The organism is Streptomyces sp. NBC_00250 (genome assembly GCF_036192275.1).
GTDB lineage: Bacteria > Actinomycetota > Actinomycetes > Streptomycetales > Streptomycetaceae > Streptomyces.
In genome coordinates this window covers 342,360-361,939 of sequence record NZ_CP108088.1, presented here as the reverse complement: position 1 = coordinate 361,939, position 19,580 = coordinate 342,360, and the positions used below count along the sequence as shown (strand labels likewise).

At 73.8% G+C, this 19,580-nt stretch carries 16 protein-coding genes; 5 read left to right on the top strand and 11 right to left on the bottom strand.

Translation table 11 applies throughout. The features are described from left to right. Window positions 1-55 precede the first annotated feature (55 nt). A complete protein-coding gene (locus tag OG259_RS01625) occupies window positions 56-373 on the bottom strand; it encodes a cupin (RefSeq protein WP_187624761.1) in 318 nt (105 codons plus the stop codon). Continuing rightward, window positions 370-1,641 carry an MFS transporter gene (locus tag OG259_RS01620; protein ID WP_328940519.1) on the bottom strand — a complete coding sequence of 424 codons (1,272 nt, stop codon included), beginning with the start codon at window positions 1,639-1,641 and terminating at the stop codon, window positions 370-372. The genes OG259_RS01625 and OG259_RS01620 overlap by 4 nt, the downstream gene beginning before the upstream one ends. Window positions 1,642-1,770: 129 nt before the next feature. Between OG259_RS01620 and OG259_RS01615 the strand changes: the two genes are divergently transcribed. Continuing rightward, complete coding sequence (locus OG259_RS01615; protein WP_328940518.1) at window positions 1,771-2,661, top strand: LysR family transcriptional regulator; 891 nt, start codon at window positions 1,771-1,773, stop codon at window positions 2,659-2,661. A gap of 10 nt (window positions 2,662-2,671) precedes the next feature. On the opposite strand, the gene OG259_RS01610 is transcribed toward OG259_RS01615, so the two are convergent. The 7 genes from OG259_RS01610 to OG259_RS01580 all read right to left on the bottom strand — a co-directional run bounded on the left by OG259_RS01610 (window position 2,672) and on the right by OG259_RS01580 (window position 11,293). Beyond that, on the bottom strand, window positions 2,672-3,967 hold the full coding sequence (locus OG259_RS01610; protein WP_328940517.1) for a M20 metallopeptidase family protein: 1,296 nt from the start codon (window positions 3,965-3,967) through the stop codon (window positions 2,672-2,674). A 168-nt stretch (window positions 3,968-4,135) separates the two neighbouring features. After that, entirely contained in the window at window positions 4,136-5,386 is a 1,251-nt protein-coding gene (locus tag OG259_RS01605) for a vWA domain-containing protein (protein ID WP_443052108.1), read from the bottom strand. A 77-nt stretch (window positions 5,387-5,463) separates the two neighbouring features. Further along, window positions 5,464-6,690: an AAA family ATPase gene (locus tag OG259_RS01600; RefSeq protein WP_328940516.1), complete on the bottom strand. Its 1,227-nt coding sequence runs from the start codon at window positions 6,688-6,690 to the stop codon at window positions 5,464-5,466. A 65-nt stretch (window positions 6,691-6,755) separates the two neighbouring features. After that, window positions 6,756-8,129, bottom strand: coding sequence for a hypothetical protein (locus OG259_RS01595; RefSeq protein WP_328940515.1), 1,374 nt, complete (start codon window positions 8,127-8,129; stop codon window positions 6,756-6,758). Between the two features lie 190 nt (window positions 8,130-8,319). After that, window positions 8,320-9,975 carry an acyl-CoA dehydrogenase family protein gene (locus OG259_RS01590; RefSeq protein WP_328940514.1) on the bottom strand — a complete coding sequence of 552 codons (1,656 nt, stop codon included), beginning with the start codon at window positions 9,973-9,975 and terminating at the stop codon, window positions 8,320-8,322. Continuing rightward, window positions 9,959-10,576, bottom strand: a complete 618-nt coding sequence (locus tag OG259_RS01585) for a TetR/AcrR family transcriptional regulator (RefSeq protein ID WP_328940513.1) — start codon at window positions 10,574-10,576, stop codon at window positions 9,959-9,961. The genes OG259_RS01590 and OG259_RS01585 overlap by 17 nt, the downstream gene beginning before the upstream one ends. A gap of 132 nt (window positions 10,577-10,708) precedes the next feature. Then, the gene (locus tag OG259_RS01580; protein ID WP_328940512.1) at window positions 10,709-11,293 is read right to left on the bottom strand and encodes a TMEM165/GDT1 family protein; all 585 of its coding nucleotides are present in this window, start codon (window positions 11,291-11,293) and stop codon (window positions 10,709-10,711) included. Between the two features lie 323 nt (window positions 11,294-11,616). Between OG259_RS01580 and OG259_RS01575 the strand changes: the two genes are divergently transcribed. From OG259_RS01575 to OG259_RS01560, 4 genes are all read left to right on the top strand, one after another. Next, on the top strand, window positions 11,617-12,246 hold the full coding sequence (locus OG259_RS01575; protein ID WP_328940511.1) for a TetR/AcrR family transcriptional regulator: 630 nt from the start codon (window positions 11,617-11,619) through the stop codon (window positions 12,244-12,246). Continuing rightward, window positions 12,243-13,742: an MFS transporter gene (locus tag OG259_RS01570; RefSeq protein WP_328940510.1), complete on the top strand. Its 1,500-nt coding sequence runs from the start codon at window positions 12,243-12,245 to the stop codon at window positions 13,740-13,742. The genes OG259_RS01575 and OG259_RS01570 overlap by 4 nt, the downstream gene beginning before the upstream one ends. A gap of 1 nt (window position 13,743) precedes the next feature. Next, a complete protein-coding gene (locus tag OG259_RS01565; RefSeq protein ID WP_328940509.1) occupies window positions 13,744-14,856 on the top strand; it encodes a PP2C family protein-serine/threonine phosphatase in 1,113 nt (370 codons plus the stop codon). 177 nt (window positions 14,857-15,033) lie between these two features. Then, complete coding sequence (locus tag OG259_RS01560) at window positions 15,034-16,977, top strand: CocE/NonD family hydrolase (protein WP_328940508.1); 1,944 nt, start codon at window positions 15,034-15,036, stop codon at window positions 16,975-16,977. Window positions 16,978-17,042: 65 nt separating this feature from the next. Here the strand turns inward: OG259_RS01560 and OG259_RS01555 are convergent, their stop codons facing one another. Further along, window positions 17,043-18,407: an NtaA/DmoA family FMN-dependent monooxygenase gene (locus OG259_RS01555; RefSeq protein ID WP_328940507.1), complete on the bottom strand. Its 1,365-nt coding sequence runs from the start codon at window positions 18,405-18,407 to the stop codon at window positions 17,043-17,045. Continuing rightward, window positions 18,404-19,531, bottom strand: a complete 1,128-nt coding sequence (locus OG259_RS01550) for an LLM class flavin-dependent oxidoreductase (RefSeq protein WP_328940506.1) — start codon at window positions 19,529-19,531, stop codon at window positions 18,404-18,406. Before OG259_RS01550 ends, OG259_RS01555 begins: the two co-directional genes overlap by 4 nt. Window positions 19,532-19,580: the final 49 nt, after the last annotated feature.

Genomic DNA, 19,580 nt, shown 5'->3' with positions numbered 1-19,580 from the left:
ATGCGGTCCGAGGCCCGCCGTCATGGGTCCGAGGCCCGTCGGTCGTTCACCGCCGTCAGTCGTTCACCGCCGTCAGGAGCACCACCGCGTCGTCCAGGGCGGTGATCCCGTGCCGTTCCCTGAGCATCCGCAGCGTGCCGGTCGACAGTTCCTCCGCCCGGCCCGCCATCGTCAGGTTCACCCGGCCCCGCAGCACCTGGAGGCTCGCCGCCGGAGGCGCATTGTGCTCGTCCAGGGACGTGCCCGCCGTCAGGGCGATGACGGACTGCCGGAGTACCCCGTCGTGCATGATCAGATGGGCGCTGCGCCCGTGCGGCGCGGTGCGGGCCGCGGCCATGTGCTCGTCGGCGAGGGCGGTGAGGTCCAGCTTCATGACTCTCCCTGCGGGATGCGCGGGCGGATACACCCAGCCTCCCGTGTGGCGTCCGGGACGCAACTCGGGACCGCCTGTCCGGAACGCACCGCCACGATCCCGCCGACGGCGACGAACACCCCGGCGGCGACCAGCGCCGCGGACCAGCCGTGCTCCGCGTACAGCCAGGACCCGGCGAGCGAGCCGAGCGCCCCGCCGCCGAAGGTGGCCAGCATGAAGACCGTGTTGACCCGCGCCGCCACTGTCCGGCCGATCCCGAAGATCCTCGCCTGGTTGGCCACCTGACAGGAGCTGACCCCCACCACCAGCAGATTCGCCCCGGCGACCAGGCCGACGGAGGAGTACGGCACCAGGCCGGCCACACCGAGCCCGAGCCCCGCCAGCCCCAGCCCTCCGGCGCTCACGAAGGGAGCCCCGTACCGGTCGGTGAGCGGCCCGGCCGTCGCCGAGAGCAGCGCGGCGGGCAGGGTCAGCACCCCGAAGAGCCCGGCGGCCCCCGGCCCGTACCCGAGCGGCGGCGCCGCCAGATGGAAGGCGAGCACCGCCCAGAACACGCTGAACGCGGCGAAGACGCAGGCCCCGAGCAGCGCCGAGACGCGCAGCTCGCGGTGGACCGCCAGGAGCTTGGGCAGCCCGGCCAGCAGCCGGGCGTACGAGGTGTGCCCGGGCGCCCCCAGCCGTTCGGGCAGCCGGCGCGGCAGGACGCACAGCAGGGCCGCCGTCGCCACGGCGGCCACGACGTAGGCCGTCCGCCAGCTGCCGCTCACGTCGGTGACCGCGCCCGAGACCGTACGCGACAGGGTCGAGCCGAGCGTGAGCCCGAGACCGACGAGGCCCACGACCCGGCCCTGCCGCCCGGGGCCCGCGAGCACGGCCGCCACCGGGGTGAGGATCTGCGGCAGCACCGTCGTGGTCGACAGCGCGAGCGTCGCGACCGTCAGCGTGATCACTCCGGGCGCCGACGCCGCGACGAGCAGCGCGGCGGTGGTGAGGGCGAGCAGTACCGAGGTCAGGCGGCGGAGCCGCGCGGTGTCGGCCAGCGGTACGAGGAGCAGGATGCCGAGCGCGTACCCGATCTGGGCAGCCGAGGCGATCAGCCCCGCCGTCCGCTCCGAGACGTCGAGACCCCGGGCGACAGCGGCGAGGAGCGGCTGCGGGAAGTAGATGTTGGCGACGGTGACGGCGCCCGCGACGGCGAAGAGGAGGACGTTCACGGGCCGGGCGGGTGCGGGGGAATCGTCGGGGGCGGCGGGGCGGAACGGGTCCACGAAGTCTCTTCCGTACGGGGGAGGGGGCCGCCTCCAGGCTCCCCGCCGCCGCCCCGGCGGAACAAGCTGTCATCATGAAACCGGCGTTGAGCCACACTCAACGATCAGAGCAGTCGCACAGGGGGCCCGGTGCTCGAACGGTACGAGCTGGAAACGTTCCTCACACTCGCCGAGGAGCTCCACTTCGGGCGCACCGGCGAGCGTCTCGGCGTCTCCACCGGCCGCGTCAGCCAGACCGTGAAGAAACTGGAGCGCCGCATCGGTACCCCGCTCTTCGCCCGCACCAGCCGCAGCGTCGGCCTCACCCCGGTCGGCCTGCGCCTGTACGAGGACCTCCTGCCCGCCTACGCGCAGCTCCGTACGGCCCTGGAGCGCGCCACCGAGGCCGGGCGCGGCGTCCACGGGAGACTGCGGGCCGGCTTCGGCACTCCCTGGGACGCCGAACTGCTCACGGCTGCCGCCGACGCTCTCCTCAGCCGCCATCCCGGCTGCGAGATCACCGTCCGCGAGGTACCCCTCGACGGCGGAGTCAGGCCCCTCCTGGACGGCGGACTCGACATCCAGCTCGCGGCCTTCCCCGTGCGCGAGCCGGAGCTGACCACCGGCCCCGTCGCCGTCCGCGACGACCGGGTCCTGCTGCTGCCCGCCGCCCACCCGCTGGCCGGACGCCCCTCCCTCGGCCTGGAGGACCTCGCCGAGCTGCCCCTGATCACCCCCGCGGGCGCCCACCCGCGCCACTGGCTCGACCACCACTACCCCCGGCACACCCCCTCCGGGGCCGCCATCCCGCGGGGCCCGGTCGCGGCCACCTGGCAGGAGGTCCTCTCCCATGTGACGGCGGGCCGGGGCGCCACCCCGGGCGCGGCCCTGGGCGCCCGCTACCACCCCCGACCCGGCATCGCCTACGTCCCCCTGCGGGACGCCCCGCCCCTCGAGTACGGCCTGGTCTGGCCCACCGCCGCCGACTCCGCTCTGATCAGGGCGTTCGTGGCCGCGGTCGGCACAGTACGGGAGGCCTGACCCCGACCGTTCAGTCGCCGTCGCGGGGGACGAGCGCACCCGTCAGATGGTCGTACGCCACGTGCGCGTGGAGCCGGACACCGGTGACGAGGGTGTCGTCGTCCGCGTAGAAGTGCGGGTTGTGATTGGTCACCAGACCGCGTCCGCCGGGCACGGGCACCGGCCGCCCGGAGGCGTCCAGGGTCGCGTCCTGGACACCGAGCATCACGTACAGACCGCCGAAACGGCCGACGAACTCGGAGACGTCGTCGTACCCGAGTGTCGCCCCCGTCTCGACCACGCGTTCCTCGCCCGCCACACGACGGAGGGTCGGAAGGCCCGCCTCCACCCACGGCCTGCTGTTGTGCACGGGCGGCACCGGCTGCAGGTGTTCCACCGTGGCCGTCGCCCCGAAGGCCGCCGCCGAGTGCTCGACGAGCGTCGTCAGGCGCGCCTGGACCCGCGCCATGTCGGACTCCACGGCACAGCGGACCGTGCCCCACAGCGTTATCGTTTGCCCGACGATGTTGAAGCGGCCGACGTCCTCGACGTGCCCGATGGACACCGTGACCGGGTCGAAGGCCGAGACCTGCCGGTACAGCTGGCCGATGCCCGTCAGGACCGCCCCGACCGCCGGCATCGGGTCGATGCCCTCCCAGGGCGTGGAGCCGTGGGTCTGTCTGCCGGTGACGACGATACGGACGAGGGTGGAGGCGCCGTACTGGTTGCCGATGCGGTAGCCCACGTACCCCTTCGGATGCGGTGTCACATGCAGCCCGAAGACCATCGTCGGCACCGGGTCGGTGAACGCGCCCGCCTCGACCATCGCCCGCGCCCCGCCCTCCTCGGTCACCGGAGGGCCCTCCTCGGCAGGCTGGAAGACGAAGAGCACGGTGCCCGGCAGCCGGTCGCGCACCCCGGCGAGGACCGTCGCCGCACCGAGCAGTGCCGCCGTGTGGCAGTCGTGGCCGCAGGCGTGCGAGACGGGGAACGGGCCGCCCGGGTAGTCGGCGTCGACCACCTCGGAGGCGAAGTCCGTCCCGCACAGGTCCTGGACCGGCAGCGCGTCCATGTCCGCGCGCAGCGCCACGACCCGCTCACCCGCGGCACGGCCGCGCAGAACGCCCACGACCCCGTGCCCGGCGATGCCCGTACGGACCTCGTCGAGGCCGAGGGCGTCGAGGTGGTCGGCCACGAGACGGGCCGTGTTCACCTCACGGTTGGACAACTCCGGATGCCGGTGCAGATGGTGCCGCCAGGCGATCACCCGATCCGCCACCTCGGCCGCCCGCTTGTCCAGTTCCTCGTGGATCGCCTCGCTGCCCAACGGGACTCCCTGTCGTTCCGGCCGATGCCGATGCCGATGCCGATGCCGATGCCGATGCCGATGCCGATGGCCGTGGTCGTGGTCGTGGGGTACGTGCTCCCTCAGGCTGCCATCCGGAGCGGCACCCGTCACCGTCCGGCGCGCCCCCGCCGTACCTCTCACGACCGTCTATCCGATCGTCACCACGCGTGCCCAGTCGGGCGGTGTGTCCGGTTCGTAGTCCGGATCGTTCTCGACCCACGAACCGCCGCGCGAACCGTCCCGGGGGAACAGGCCCACCACCGTCCGGCACGGCGGCCGGTCGTCCGGCCAGGCAGTCTGGCCGTCCGTCAGGACCACGATGACGTCGGGCCGGGGCGCCGTCCGCAGCGCCCGGGAGAAGCCCGTACGAAGATCCGTACCGCCGCCACCCACCAACGGGATGTCCTCGGCCCGGCACAACGGATGCACGGTGCGGGCCGCCGCGTCGCACGACATCACCGTCACCAGGTCGCGTCGCCCGCCCACGGCCCGGGAGATGGCGGCCACCTCCAGGAGCGCGCCTCCCAGCTCCGCGTCGCTCACCGACCCGGACGTGTCCACGATCACCGTGACCCGGGGCGGTCTGCGCCGGAGGCTCGGCAGCACGGCACCGGGCACCCCCGCCGAACGCCGCGAAGGCCGGCCGTACGAGTAGTCCTCACCCGCGCCGGAGGCGGAGGCCGCCGAACGGACCGCCGCTCCCAGCAACTCCCGCCACGGCTGCGGCGGATGGAAGGCCTCCTCCGCCCACCGCTTCCATCCCTTCGGCGTGCTCCCCGGTCGACCCTTCACGGCCTGCGCCACCCGGAACCGGACCGCGTCCTGCTGCTGCGCGCTGAGGCCGTGTGCGCCGTCGGACCCCAGATCCCACTCCCGGTCCAGCCCGTCGGCACCGCTGCCGCAGTCCAGCCAGGCGAGATGCTGCATGCCCGAGCCGAGGCCGATCCGGCGCAGGTAGTCCTCCATCAACTCGCCGGACGTGAGCCCGAGGGAGTCCGGAGTCACGGCGCCCTCGGGCATGACCAGTCCGTCCCCGAACACGTCGTCGTTGATCTCGCAGTCCGCCGCGATGTTCATCAGCAGCCTGGCGCCCGGGCCGGTCAGACCGCGCTCCCGGGCGACCCGGTCACCGCGCCCGTGGTGGTCGCGCAGGAGGTGCGACACCTCGTGGACCCACACCCCGGCCAGTTCCTCCACCGGTGTCCGGTTCACGAAGACCGGCGACACGTAGCACCGCCAGTGCCGGTCGACGGCCATCGTCGGCACCCGTCGCGACTCGACGACGTGCAGGGCGAACAGGGCGGTCGCCAGGTAGGGCCGGGTCCGGACGGCGAGCAGCCGGGCGGCGAAGAGCTTGTCGAGGTCGAGGTCGAGTTCCCCGGCTGTCCTCGCGCCCACCGTGTCCCCGGCCGTCCTCGCGCTCACCGTGTCCCCGGCTGCCTTCGTGCTCACCGTGCCACCGGCTGCGTCCGTGCTCACCGTGCCACCGGAGCGTTCGCGACAAGGGCCGCCGCCTCGTCCGCGCGCCGGGACATCGAGACCGCCCCCGCGAGCCGTTCGATGGTGGGTGGCACGTCCCACTCCGCACGGCGGAGCGCGGCGAGCGTGGTCGCCGGGACGACGACCAGATCCGGCGCGCCGGTCTCCACCGCCCTGGCGAGCAGCGCCCAGGCCGCATCCCAGCGGGACTTCTCGGGGCGCGCCCCGACCGCGGCCACGACGCCGTCGAGCGCGGCCTGGCGCAGATCACCCCGCTCCGGCAGCTCGGCCCCGGCCGGGTCGGCGAGCAGCGTCTCGGGGTCCGGGAGGTCCATCCGGTCCAGGCTCGCCAGCAGTTCGAGCCCCGGACCGTCCCCGACGGTGCCCCTGACCAGGAGCGAGATCACCTCGCGGGAGGATCCGGCGGCGGTGGCGAAGGCGATGAGGCGCAGGCTCATCTCCCAGCTGCGGGGCGAAGGCCAGGCGCCACCCCGCCGGGTCTCCCCGCTGGGCAGCCGGTGGACGAGCGTGGGCCGGGTGGCGAGGAGTCCGCACACCGCGCGCCGGGCGTGGTCCACGGCGTGGGGCAGGCGCTCCGGGTCGAGCACGGGCAGTGTCGCGCGCGGCCAGGTGCCGCCGAGGCCGCGGACGACGACCTCGTGGTCGTGGGTCCACTGGAGGTGGACGAAACGGTTGGCCAGCGGCGGACTCAGCTCCCAGCCGTCGGCGGCCGAGGCCCGCGGGTTGGCGGCGGCCACGATCCGCACCCCGGCCGGCAGCCGCAGGGCGCCGACCCGCCGCTCCAGGACAAGGCGGAGCAGAGCCGCCTGCACCGCCGGTGGGGCGGTGGACAGTTCGTCGAGGAAGAGCAGACCGCGGCCGGCCTTCACCAGCCGCACCGCCCAGTCCGGCGGGGCCATCGGGACGCCTTGCTCGGCGGGATCGTCCCCGATGACGGGCAGCCCCGAGAAGTCGGACGGTTCGTGCACGCTGGCGATCACCGTCGTCAGCGGGAGGTCCAGGGATTCGGCGAGCTGGGTCAGCGCGGCGGTCTTGCCGATCCCCGGCTCACCCCACAGGAGTACGGGCAGGTCGGCGGCGACCGCGAGGGTCAGGGCCTCCAACTGGTCGTCGGGGCGTGGCTCGGTGGTGGAGTCGCGCAGCAGGGCGAGGAGTTCGTCGGCGACATCGAGCTGGGCGGGGGAGGGGGAGCTCAAGAGCATGGGTGATCACCTGTGGGTTCGTCGTCAGTGGGCCGATACCGGTGCGCGGTTCGAAGCCGCTTCGGTCAGCGGCCGAAGGAGTGGCGAGGGTGGGTGCGGTGGTGCTGAGGACGGTCGGGCCCGGGCCGCACACGACCCGGGCCCGGGCCGTAGAGGTCCGCTCGGTAGAGCCCGTACGCGATCCGCCGCCGGGCGGCCGACTCCAGTACGTCCCGTAGCGCGCCGTTGCGCAGGGCGGCGCCGGGACCGAGCAGGCCCTCGACGACGGCCAGCGCGCCGGCGGTGTCGCCGTGGTCCAGGCGCTCGCGGACGCCGGTGAGGCAGTCCGGACGGCGGTGGGCCTCGTCGATGGCTTGCAGACAGGGGAGGGGCGGCCCGCCCAGCGCGACCAGGAGCTCCTCCCGCCGGATCTCCGCGGGGGCGTGGTCGAGCGGGGCGAGTACGCCGTCGGACAGACCGATCCGATGCCGCACTCCCCGGCAGTTCACCAGACGCGGCTGCCCGGGCGGGTCCGTGACGGGCGCCGGTCCGGCGGGCCGGTGGTCGGGTACGAGCGCCGAGGCGACCAGCGGATGCAGCTGCCCGGCCTCGATCAGCCCGGCGCGCAGCAACTCCAGGTCGGGCAGCACCCAGGTCGCGGCGTCGGGCAGCGTGGGCAGCGCCTGGGATGCCGACGCGGACATGGCAGCGGCGTCCGATGCCGATGGCGGTGCACCGCCCGGCGGCACGTCGAGAACCAGCTGCTGCCGCGCTCCGAGCCGTACGCGGACCTGTCCGGAGTCCCGTCCCTCGGCCCGGAGCAGGATCCCCGCCTCCGCCGCCCAACGGTCGACGGCGCGATCGCGCAGTTCCTCGTTCACCGGCGGTGGATCCGCGGACGGCCCCGTATCGGCCCCGGAGCGGCTGCGCAGCTCGCCGCTGCGCTGTCCGTCCCAGAGGTGGCGGTGCAGATCCAGGCGGTACCGCCGGCTGGGGCGCGGATGAGGATGTCGGCGCTCACCGGCCGCGGAACGGGATCCGTCCCACAGGGCGAGACTCATCCGCTGTCCGGAGTCCGCCCACGCGGGCGGGGTCCGCACCACGAGGTACACCGGGTGGGGGTCGTCGTCCCCCGAGAGGTCGTACCGCGCCAGGGGGACGGTCAGTCCAGGCCGAAGCAGGCCGTCGGGGGCGATCCGCGGCATGTGCCAGCGCAGCAGGTCGGGAGCGAGGCGACGAAGGTCCGCCCGGACCAGGGCGGCGAGTTCCCGCCCGTACGAGTGGGTGGCGGAACGCAGGTCGAGATCGACGTCGACGCCCGCGGCGGCGCAGGCGCCCGACCAGTCGCCGACGGAGCGGCGGCGGGCAGCGGTCTCGATCATGGAGGGCGGCACGGCGAACTCGCGCACGCGCAGCCAGAGGGAAAGGTGGGATTCGCCGTTCGCGGTGGGAGAGAGCATCAGCACTCACCTTGCGCGGACGGGACCCCCGATCTGATAGCAGAGTAGGTCGTCATCACGATGATCGTATCGAGGCGTGTGCGGCGGGGCCAGCTGTTTTTCGCCGCATGCGGCAGGCCCCGCGCCAACACTTCGTCGGCCGGTGCCGCTTCGCCGGACCGGCCGACGAAGCCGCACCATCAGCCGCTCCCTAGCCCGCGCTCACGGCGTCCGGACCGCTCCGCGCGATGATCGCCGCCGTGTCCACGCCCGCGGGGAGCGTGCCGAACGCGAGGCCGCGGTCGCCGTCGAGCCGCGACGCGCAGAACGCGTCCGCCACCGCCGGGTCCCCGTGCCGTACGAGCAGCGAGCCCTGCAGCACCAGAGCCAGGCGCTCGACCAGCCGCCGCGCCCCGTACGCCGCCGCGTCCGGGTCGCCGAGCCCCGCCAGGTCCTTGCGGAGTCCGGCGATCGCCGCGTCCAGGCGCCGGTCGGCGCCCGCTCCCCGGTCGACCTCCGCGAAGAAGGCCTCCACCGCCTGCGGCTGACGGGCCATCGCCCGCAGGACGTCGAGCGCGGCGACGTTCCCCGAGCCCTCCCAGATCGACGGCAGCGGCGACTCGCGGTACAGCCTCGGAAGGCCCGAGTCCTCCACGTAGCCGTTGCCGCCCAGGCACTCCAGGGCCTCCGCGGCGTGTGCGGGCGCCCGCTTGCACACCCAGTACTTGGTGACCGCGAGGCCGAGCCGCCGCAGCTGCTCCTCCTCCGCGTCGCCGCGCGTCGCCCGGTCGACCGCGCCGGCCAGGCGCAGCGCCGCGAGCGTGGCCGCTTCCGCCTCCACCGCCAGGTCGGCCAGGACGTTCCGCATCAGAGGCTGGTCGACGAGCCGCGCCCCGAACGCCTCGCGGTGCGTGGCGTGGTGCACGGCCTGGACGAGCCCGAGGCGCATGCCGGACGCCGAACTGATGGCGCAGTCGAGCCGCGTCATGTTCACCATCCGGATGATGGTGGCCACCCCGCGCCCCTCCTCGCCGACCAGCCGGCCGAGGGCACCCTCGTACTCGATCTCGGAGGAGGCGTTGGACCGGTTGCCCAGCTTGTCCTTGAGGCGCTGGAGGCGGATCGCGTTGCGGCTGCCGTCCGGCAGGACGCGCGGCACCAGGAAGCAGGAGAGACCGCCCGGCGCCTGCGCGAGGGTGAGGAAGACGTCCGACATGGGCGCCGAGGTGAACCACTTGTGGCCGGTCAGCGCGTACAGGCCGGGCTCGCCCGCCGGGACCGCCCGCGTCGTGTTCGCCCGGACGTCGGAACCGCCCTGCTTCTCGGTCATCGACATTCCGGCGATGATCCCGCGCTTCTCCGTCGGCACCCGGAGCCCGAAGTCGTACGACGAGGAGGTCAGCAGCGGCTCGTACACCTCGGCCAGCTCCGGCTGGGCGCGCAGCGCCGGGACCGACGCGTACGTCATGGAGACCGGGCAGAGGTGCCCGGCGTCGGCCTGCCCCCACACGAACACCTTCGCCGCGCGGGCCACGTGCGCGCCCGGCCGCTCGTCGCGCCAGGGGGTGCCGTGCAGCCCGTGCCGGACGGCCACGTCCATCAGGTCGTGCCAGTGCGGGTGGAACTCGACCTCGTCGATCCGGTGGCCGTACCGGTCGTGGGTGTGGAGCACGGGGGAGTGGCGCTCGGCGAGCCGCCCCCATTCCTGGGCCTCTTCGCCGCCGGCCCGCGCGCCGAGCTCGCGGACCTCGGCCTCGGCCCAGCCGGCGCCCTCCCGGCGCAGCGCCTCCAGGAGCGCGGGGTCGGCGGAGACGTCGTAACCGGTCAGGGGCGGTACCTGGTTGGTGACCTCATGGGTGGTCGGCATCGGGGACTCCCAGTGCTCGCAGGGTGAAGGTGACGAGTGCGGGTACGGTGCCGGGCCCGACGGACCCCTCCGCCAGCGGGCCGACGAGCGCTTCCGCGCCCGCCCCGACCAGTGCCGAGGCCGTCAGGACCGGGTCCTGGGGCGGCAGCTCGCCCGACCGCACGCCCTCCTCGACGCGCGCGGCGAACACGTCCCGGAACGCGCGCCGGAAGACCAGCCGCTCGGCGTCCACGGCCGGGTCGACCGGTTCGGCGAGCAGCGCGTAGGCGAGGCGCGGCGACTTCAGGGCGCGCAGGGCGAAGGTCTCGATGACGGCGACGACCCGCTCGGCGGCCGAACGGTGCCCGGGGTGCCCGGCCGCCTCGGAGACGGCTGCGACCTCACGGCTCACCACGGTCCGGAAGAGCTCCACGGAGAGCTCGGCCTTGCTGGGGAAGTGGCGGTACACGCTGCCCGTGGCGATTCCGGCACGGGTGGCGACGGCCGCCATCGTGCATCCCGCGTATCCCTGCTCGGCGAGCAGTTCCCGGGCGGCGTCGACGACGGAGGTGCGCTGGGCGTCGAGCCGGGCCTGGACGGCGGGGGTGCGTCGGTAGGGCATGGAAGAAGTGAAGCAGTGATTCATTGCTTCATCAAGGGTCGGGAAGCGCCGGTGCGGGAACGGGCGCGGGAACGGCGAACGCCCCCACCCTGTGGGGGTGGGGGCGTTCGCCGTGCGGTCGGACGACCGCTGTCAGCCGGTGAAGACCTCGGTCAGGGACCAGATCGCGAGGCCCGCCATGCAGATGCCGCCGATGCGCTGCACGGTCTTGAGCGGAACGCGCTTCGCGATGAAGCGGCCCGCGACCAGGGCGAGCGCGGAGACGCTCATCAGGGCGGCGAGGGAGCCGATCGCCGTCGACCAGGTGCCGTTCGTGGCGGCCAGGTTGGCGGTGGTGATCTGGGTGAGGTCGCCCCACTCGCTGATGAACACGGCCATGAAGGCCGTCGAGAAGACGGGCAGGAAGCCGGTGACGGTCCTGCCGCCCTCGTCGGCCTCGTCGTCGTCGCCCCCGCCGCGCAGCAGCATGAACGCACCGAAACCGAACAGCAGGGCGGAGACGAGCTTCACCGACCAGCCCGGGAGCAGCCCGAGCAGGCTGCCGGCGCCGACCGCGATGGCGACATGCGCGAGGAAGGCGGTCGAGGTGCCGATCCATACGTAGAGAGGACGCATCCGTGTGCCCATGGCGAGGGACGCGAACATCGTCTTGTCGGGAAGCTCGGCGAGGAAGATCAGCCCGAAGGCGGTGAGGATCGCCAAGGGGTCGAGGTGCATACCGGGGCTCTCTGCTCGGTCCGGGCCTGTGGACTCGGCACGACACCTCGGTGGGCGACGGGAGGACCACTCGGCCCGGCATGACGGACCACGCCCACGGAAGCGCGGACGCGGTTGATGCCTGGCCGAAGGTCTCGCCCGTCCGCGTCGAACGCGGACCCGGTCACCGGGAACCCGAGGGCTCCAGTATGTCGACGACCGATTTGCAGGGCTACTCCCCTTCGCTGTTCCTCAGTGTAGCGGGCCGGGGCGCGAGGGTGAGGGGGCAGGGTCTGCGCGTGATCGAGTAGACAATGCCTACTCGATCTTGGTAGACACTGTCTATGCGTGAGGAAACCGAAGATCACCAGATACCCGCGAGCGACGGCGGCGACCGGAGCGACGGCGGGCTGCGCGAGCGGCTCGTCCGCGTCGGCGTCGAGCTCGTGAACGCCGAAGGCGCCCAGGCCCTCTCGCTGCGCGAGATCGCCCGCCGCGCCGGCGTCTCCCACGGCGCCCCCCGCCGCTACTTCCCGACCCACCTCGAACTCCTGTCGGCCATCGCCCGCCAGGGCTTCACCGAACTGGCCGCCCGCGTCACCGCCGAGGACCGGGAGACGGCCGCGCCGCGCGAACGGATCGCGGTCCTCGCCCGCGTCTACCTCGACTACGCCGGCACCCGACGTGGCATGTACGAGCTGATGTTCCGACACGACCTGCTGGAGAGCGGCAGCCTCGGACTCCGGGAGACGAGCCTGCCGCTCTTCGCCCGCCTCACCGAACTCGTCGCCCGCGTCCGCCCCAGCGCCGCCGACCCCACCGTCCTCGCCGGCGCGCTCTGGGCCAACCTCCACGGCATCGCCCAGCTCTGGCACTGGGGCAGCCTCCGGCTCGCGACCGGCGGCGACGACCCCGCCCCGCTCCTGGCGGCCGCCCTCGACGCGCACCTCGGTCCCGCAAGGCAGGCCCCGTGACCGCGCGCCGCGCCCCCGTCCTCGCGTGCAGCGTCGTCGGCGCCGCCGTCGTCGCCCTCGACGGCACCGTCCTCACCGTCGCCCAGCCCGCCCTGCAGCGCGATCTGCACGCCGATGTGGACCAGGTCCAGTGGACCAGCACCGGATACCTCGTCGCCGTCGCGAGCCTCCTGGTCTTCGCCGGACGGCTCGGCGACCGCTACGGCCACCGCCGGGTCTTCGCCGTCGGCGCACTCGGCTTCGCGGCCGCCTCCACCGGAATCGCCCTGGCCCCCGGCATCGGCACCGTGATCGTGCTCCGGGTGCTCCAGGGAGTGTTCGGGGCGCTCCTCCAGCCCGCCACGCTCGGCATGCTCCGGACCGCCTTCCCGCCGGAGCGGCTCGGCACCCCCATCGCCGTGCGCACCGCCGCCATCGGTCTCGCGGCCGCGGCGGGCCCGCTCGTCGGAGGCGCGCTGGTCTCCGCGTACGGCTGGCGCTCGGTCTTCCTCCTCGGCGTCCCCCCGACCCTCGCGATCGGCCTGCTCGCCCTGGCCACCCGCGAACGACCCACCGAGCCGAGCGCTTCCCGCGGAGCGGGTCCCCACCTGCAGCACACCGAGCCCAGTCCTTCCCGCGGAGCGGGTCCCGCCCCGCGGCCCGCCGCCACCGGCCTCTCCGCGCTCGACCCCGCCGGTGCTCTGCTGCTCGCCGTCACGCTGGGGCTGCTCGTCCACGGGCTCGTCGAGGCCGCCCGTCCCGGCGGCGCCCCCACCGGCCTGCTCGCCGTCGCCGGGGCCGTCGCCGTCGGGTTCGCCTTCGCCCGCCACGAGCGTCGCGTCGCGCGCCCCCTCCTGCCCCCGGAGCTGCTCCGGAGCGTGCCCGTCGTCGCCGGCCTCGCCGTCCTGCTCGCCGCCTCCGCCGCGCTCTTCGGCTCGCTCTTCGTGGCCACCTACTTCCTCCAGGACGTCCAGGGACTCGACCCCCTCGACTGTGCCCTGCGCGTCCTCCCGCTCGCCGTCCTCATGGTGCTCGGCGCACCGCTCTGCCCACCGCTCCAGCGCCGGTTCGGCCCCCGGAGTACGGCGACCGCCGGCGCGGTCCTGCTCACCCTCGGCGTACTGCTCCTCTCCCGGCTCGACGCCACGGCCGGAGCCACCGTCGTCGGGATCAGCGCCGCACTCCTGGGCGCCGGGTTCGTCACCCTGATGGTCACCGCGACCTCGGTCGTCGTGCACCGCGCGCCCGAGGCCCACGCGGGGGTCGCCGGCGGTCTCCAGCAGACCGCGATGAACATCGGCCCGGCGCTCGGCGTCGCCGCCGCGACCCTTCTGCTCGCCCTCGTGCCGCACGGCGGCTTCGTACCGGTCCGTGGTGCCGCCCTCCCGGCCCTCGCCGTGATCGCCGCTCTCGCCGTCCCGGCCGCGCTCGCCCTGCCCGGCGGCACGGACCGGCCGCGGACACGCCGAGGACCGACGCCACCCCGGACCGGACGCGGCGCGTGCGTACGATCATGAAATGCCAGCAGGTCAGCGGGGCCGTCCCGACGCACCGGCGCGCACCCAGTTCAACCTCGGTCGCGCGCTGCCGTTCCTGGTCCTGGTCGTGGCGTTCGTCGCGGATCTGTTCACCCCCGACCGGGATCGTTTCGACCGGCTGCTCGTCGCCGCGCCCGCGCTCGCCGCCGTCACCTGGAGCGTGCGCGGGACGATCGGCATCGGGCTGCTCGCCATCGGCGCCCGGGCGCTGCTCAGCGTCATCAGGGGTGAGTTCCCCGCGACCCCCGAACTCGTCACGAACCTGATCGTGATCGCCGGCGTCACCGCCGCCTCGGCCTGGGTCAGCCACGTCCGCACCCGCTACGAGCAGGACATGCAGGAACTCACCGCCGTCGCCGAGGTGGTGCAGCGTGTCGTGCTGCGCCCGCTCCCCGCCCACCTCGGCCGCTACGACCTGAATCTGCTGTACGTGGCCGCCGCCGCGAAGGCCAGGATCGGCGGTGACTTCTACGAGGCCGTACGGGTCCCCGGCGCCGTGCGGATCATGCTCGGCGACGTCCAGGGCAAGGGCCTCGGCGCCGTCGAGACCGCCTCCGTGCTGCTCGGCTCCTTCCGCGCCGCCGTCAACGACGCCCCCGACCTGGCCGTCCTCGCCGACCGGCTCGACGAGGGCCTCGCCCGCTACGGAGCCTGGGACCCCGACTCCGACGCCGCCGAACGCTTCGCCACGGTCGTCCTGGTGGAACTCCCCGACGGCGAGGACATCGCACGGCTCCTCAGCTGCGGCCACCCCGCCCCGCTGCTCCAGCGCGGCAGCGAGGTCGAGTCCGTGCACTTCGCCGACCCCTCACTGCCCGTCAACCTCGCGGGCCTGGCCGACTCCCGCCACCGCATCGAGGAGGTGGCCTTCGGCCCCGGGGACCGGCTGCTCCTCTACACCGACGGCGTCAGCGAGACCCGCGACAGGGCCGGCACCTTCTACCCGCTCGAACTGCGCCTGCGCGGCTGGGCACGGGAACCGGCCAAGGAGCTGCCGGCACTCCTCCACAAGGACCTCGTCCACTACGGCGCCGACAGCCTCGACGACGACGTCGCCGCCCTGCTCGTGGTGTTTCCTCCCGAAGCACGCTGAACCGGAACCGTCCCCGTCGTCCCCAAACATCGAGTTCGGGGCGGCTTGTGTCGTTCCCGCCCGGTTGTGTGACGCGTGCGCTGTTCGTGCGCTCTGGTCGCCCCGCCCCGCGTGGGTGAGGGTGGTGACCGTCCGCATGCGGACGGTCACCAGTCCAGTCGAGAGGAACGGGTGCACGTGCCCCAGGAGAACCCCTTCACCACCGGCTCGTCCGAACACTTCCCCGGTTTCCCGGACGTCACGGCGGCCCTGACCGCCGCCGAGACCTCCCGGATCACCGGACGCGGCCTCTGGGCCGCCGACGGAACGGTGGACCCAGGCGCCGTCCGGCTCGGCCAGACCCTCGCCAACGCACTCCTGAGGGAGACGACCGACAGTCCGGACGGCACCGACGGTGCCGACGCGCTGCTCCCCGCCGAACTCGCAGCGGTCGTCGAGGAGGTGCGCGGCCTGGCGCTGCCCGCCTACCACCGCATCGAAGGGGCCGCGGAGAGCGAGGGGTCCACGGAGCACGTCCGCCTCTCCGCCTTCAGCCTCCGGCAGCTCGGCCCCGGCCCGCACCCGCTCGTCGTCGTCCCGGCGGGCTGGACCCCCTTCGGCTGGCCGCTGTTCCTCTGGTCGTACCTCGTCCTCGCCCGCAAGGGCTACCACGTCCTCGCCTACACCCCCCGAGGGCTCGGCATCCCCGGCCTGCCCTCCACCTCCAGCGGCCTCATCGACGTCGCCGGACCCCACGACTGGGCCGACGGATCCGCCGTCATCGACTTCGCCGTCGACCACTTCGCCCCGAGCGTCGTCGGCTTCATGGGAGAGTCCTACGGCTCCGGCATCAGCCAGCTCGTCGCCGCCCACGACGACCGGGTCGCCGCCGTCGTCGCCCTCAGCACCTGGGGCAACCTCGCGACCAGCCTGTACGACAACAAGACGCGCCACCTCGCGGCGGTGAAGGCCCTCCTGGCCCTCACCGGCGGGCTGCCGGAGAACAAGTTCGACGAGGAGAACCAGCGGATCCTCGCCGACTTCCAGGCCGACCGGAACCTGGAACCCGACGTCGTCGACTGGGGCCGGCTGCGCGCCCCCGAGTCGTACCTCACGCTCACCAACGACAACGGCACGCCCACCTTCTTCTCCAACACCTGGCACGAGAGCCTCTTCGCGGTCAACCAGACCCTGGAGACCTTCAACGGCCTCGACGTGCCCAAGCGGCTCAACATGTGGATCGGCGACCACGCCGCCCCCGAGGGCCCCGCTCTCCTCGGCCCGCCCACCACCCCGGGTGAGGTCAACCTCCCCATGGCGGAGGCGTACGCCTGGCTCGACCACCACCTCAAGGGCGAGCGCAACGGGGTGGAGGACTGGCCCGAGGTCTGCAACCAGGTGATGTTCACGTACGTCACGGAACCGGTCCTGGACCCGGACACCGGCGAACCGACCGGCGACAACAGGATCGTGACGCCCGCCCGCCGCGAGACCAGCCCCGGCTGGAGCGAGGTCACCCGCGGCACCGAGGTGTTCGGCCTCACCGGCGACGGCGCGGCCGGCACCGACGGCCGCCTCGTCCCCGTCGGAGGCGAGGAGCCCGCAGCGGAGGAGACCGGCTGGCGGCGCGCCTTCCTCGCGGGCGTCGACACCGAGGCCACCGCCATGGACCAGATCATGAAGACCGGTCAGGCGGAGTGGAAGGGCAACCCCAAGATCTACGACACCCGCAAGATCGACCGCCGTCACGCGGTCGCCTGGACGACGGAACCGCTCGTCTCGCCCGACGGGGAGGCGGGGACCGGCCGCCGAGTCCGGGGCATCCCGCGGCTGCGCCTCACGGTCCGCTCCACCGCGACCTCCGCGAGCCTCTACGCCCACCTCCTGGACGTCGCCGAGGACGACACGGCCCGGATCATCAGCCATGAGCCGCTCAACGTGTACGGCCTGACGCCCGACCAGGACACCACCGTCACCTGGAACCTCCAGGCCGCCGCGTACGACATCGCCTCCGGACACCGGCTGATGCTGGTCGTCGACAGCAAGGACCCGCTGTACGGCGACGCCTCCGTCACCTGGACGCAGACCGTCATCGGCTCCCCGGAGGACGAACCGTCCCGCCTGGAACTGCCTCTCGGCTGACCGCCGGAGGCCGTACGGCGGACGGGCACGCGGCTCCACGCGCGCGTGCCCGCCCGTCGTGGGGGTCACACCACCGGGGCGAGCCCCAGATGCTCCCGGAGCGTCGTGCCCGAGTACGCCGACCGGTACACGCCCCGCTCCTGGAGCTCCGGCACCAGCAGCTCCACGATGTCGTCGAGACCGTCCGGAACCAGATACGGCGAGACGTTGAAGCCGTCGACGGCCCCGTGCCGGACGAACCGGGCGAACTTCTCGGCGAGCCCTGCCGGGGTACCGACATGGCCGCGCTGCGGACCGAGCTCGATGACCGTCTCGCGCAGCGACCAGCCGTTGGCCCCGGCCTTCGCCCGCCACTCGGCCACCACCGCCCGGGGATCGTCCACCCAGCGCGTCCCGAACGTCCCCGTGTCCCGGGCGACCACGGGCTCCTCGGCGGGCAGCGGCCCGTCGGCGTCCCGGCCCGAGAGGTCGAAGCCCCACAGGCGGCTCGCGATGCCGAGGGCCACCGCCGGAGTGACCTGTTCGAGGCGGACCCAGCGGGCCTTCTCCTCCGCCTCCTTCTCGGTCGCCCCGATGACGATCTCCGTACCCGGCAGGATCCTCAGCGCGTCCTCGGGCCTGCCGGCCGCCCGCAGTCTGCCCCGGATGTCCTCGGCGAAGGCGAGCGCGTCGTCGAAGTCCGTGCCGTGCGCCGAGAACACCACGTCCGCGTGACGGGCCGCGAAGTCCCGGCCCTCCCCGGAGTCCCCCGCCTGGAAGATCACCGGGTGTCCCTGGGCGCTGCGCGGCAGTGTCGGGGCCAGGTCGACGTCGAACTGGGTCCCCTTCGCGCGGACGCGTCCCACCGCGTCCGGCACCGACCAGGAACGCGCGTCGACGGACCCGGCCACCGCGCCCTCCGCCCAGCCGTTCCACACGGCGCGCGCCACGGCCAGGAACTCCTCGGCGCGCCGATAGCGGTCGGCGTGGTCGAGGAAGCCGCCGCGCCGGAAGTTCTCCCCGGTCCAGGCATTGTGCGTGGTCACCACGTTCCAGCCGGCCCGGCCGCCGGAGAGCAGATCCAGACCGGCGAGCCGACGGGCGAGGTCGCCCGGCTCGTTGAAGGTGGTGTTGGAGGTCGAGACGAGGCCGATCCGTTCGGTCGCGGCGGCCAGCGCCGACAGCTGGGTGATCGAGTCGGGCCGGCCGGCGACGTCCAGCTCGTGGATGCCGCCCTCCGACTCGCGCAGCCGCAGACCGTCCCCGAGGAAGAAGGCGTCGAAGAGCCCGCGTTCGGCGGTCCGCGCCAGGCGGAGGAAGGAGGCCGGGGCGATCTGCGAACCGCTCGACGGGTCCGACCAGATCGTCCAGTGGTTGACGCCCTGGAAGAACACCCCGAAGTGCAGCCGGGCGTCCGGGCGGGGGACATCGGTGGGATCGGTGCGGGTCATCGGGTCTCCTCCCGTACGGGCGCGGCGGTGATGTCCGTCGTGAAGCGGCTGAGGGGCCGGGTGAGGCCCAAGGAGGCACGCAGGGTGGCGCCCGGCAGCGGCCGGGCCGCGATCCGCCGGAGGAAGAGCTCGGGCAGCACGAGCCGGGAGAGCACGGCGAGGTCCTCGTCGAGGACGAGGGGACGCAGCCGCACCCCGTCGACGCGGCCGCTCAACTCGGCGAGCAGGGACACCAGTCCCGACGCGGGACCGGTGTAGCGCAGCCGGTCCGGGCGGGCCGTCCACGGGGCGTACCGCTCCAGGTCGGCGATCCGCTCCCGCGCCGTCCCGCCCGGGGTGTCGAGGGCCACTTCGATCTCGGCGAAGGCGAGCGGCGGACCGCCGTCGGACCGCGCGGCAGCGGCGGCGTCGCCGGCCTCGGTGGCGGTGGTACCGCCGACCAGCGCCACATCGGTCAGCTCGGCCGGTACGGTCCCGTGGCGGGCGAGGACCACGGGCCGCCCCTGCGGCGGGCGCGGCACGATCGACGGGCCCTTCACGGAGTACGTCTCACCGGTGAAGTCGATGGAATGGAGCCGCGACCGGTCCAGATAGCGGCTGGTCGCCACCGACCGGATCACCGCGTCGTCCTCCCAGGAGTCCCACAGGTCCCGTACGACCCGGAGACCGTCGCGGGCCTCGCGGGCCAGCGCGTCGGCTCCTTCGACGGGTGGCCGCCCCCACGCGCGGGCGGCGGCGGGGTCCTCCTCGACTCCCACCACCCAGCCGGCCCGGCCGGCCGAGACATGGTCGAGCGAGGCGAGCTGCGAGGAGACGTGGAACGGCTCGGCGTAGGTGGTCGCCAGAACCGGCGCCACCCCGAGGACGCTCGTCGACGCGGCCACGAACGCGGCCCGTTCCACCGCGCCGATCCGTCCCACCGGATCGGCACCGGAACCCGGCGGCAGGATCGAGTCCTCCAGGGTGACCAGGGTGAACCCGGCGTTCTCGGCGACGGCCGCCACCCGGGCCGACCGACGCGGGGTCAGCAGCTCGCCGGGGGAGTGCGCGGCACGGCGCCACGCGGCCGGATGGGCGCCGTCACCGTCGATCTCGACGGCCAGGCGCAGGGCAGTGCGGGGCATGGGAAGTCCTTCCGGAAGACAGGAGCACGCGGCGGCACCCACGGGCGCG

Excerpts from the sequence above, each read along its gene's own strand:
- OG259_RS01555 (WP_328940507.1), bottom strand. The coding sequence starts at position 18,407 with ATGACCCGCACCGATCCCACCGATGTCCCCCGCCCGGACGCCCGGCTG.
- OG259_RS01625 (WP_187624761.1), bottom strand. The coding sequence starts at position 373 with ATGAAGCTGGACCTCACCGCCCTCGCCGACGAGCACATGGCCGCGGCC.
- OG259_RS01585 (WP_328940513.1), bottom strand. The coding sequence starts at position 10,576 with ATGCCCTACCGACGCACCCCCGCCGTCCAGGCCCGGCTCGACGCCCAG.
- OG259_RS01595 (WP_328940515.1), bottom strand. The coding sequence starts at position 8,129 with ATGCTCTCTCCCACCGCGAACGGCGAATCCCACCTTTCCCTCTGGCTG.
- OG259_RS01580 (WP_328940512.1), bottom strand. The coding sequence starts at position 11,293 with ATGCACCTCGACCCCTTGGCGATCCTCACCGCCTTCGGGCTGATCTTC.
- OG259_RS01590 (WP_328940514.1), bottom strand. The coding sequence starts at position 9,975 with ATGCCGACCACCCATGAGGTCACCAACCAGGTACCGCCCCTGACCGGT.
- OG259_RS01565 (WP_328940509.1), top strand. The coding sequence starts at position 13,744 with ATGCCAGCAGGTCAGCGGGGCCGTCCCGACGCACCGGCGCGCACCCAG.
- OG259_RS01575 (WP_328940511.1), top strand. The coding sequence starts at position 11,617 with ATGCGTGAGGAAACCGAAGATCACCAGATACCCGCGAGCGACGGCGGC.
- OG259_RS01550 (WP_328940506.1), bottom strand. The coding sequence starts at position 19,531 with ATGCCCCGCACTGCCCTGCGCCTGGCCGTCGAGATCGACGGTGACGGC.
- OG259_RS01600 (WP_328940516.1), bottom strand. The coding sequence starts at position 6,690 with ATGCTCTTGAGCTCCCCCTCCCCCGCCCAGCTCGATGTCGCCGACGAA.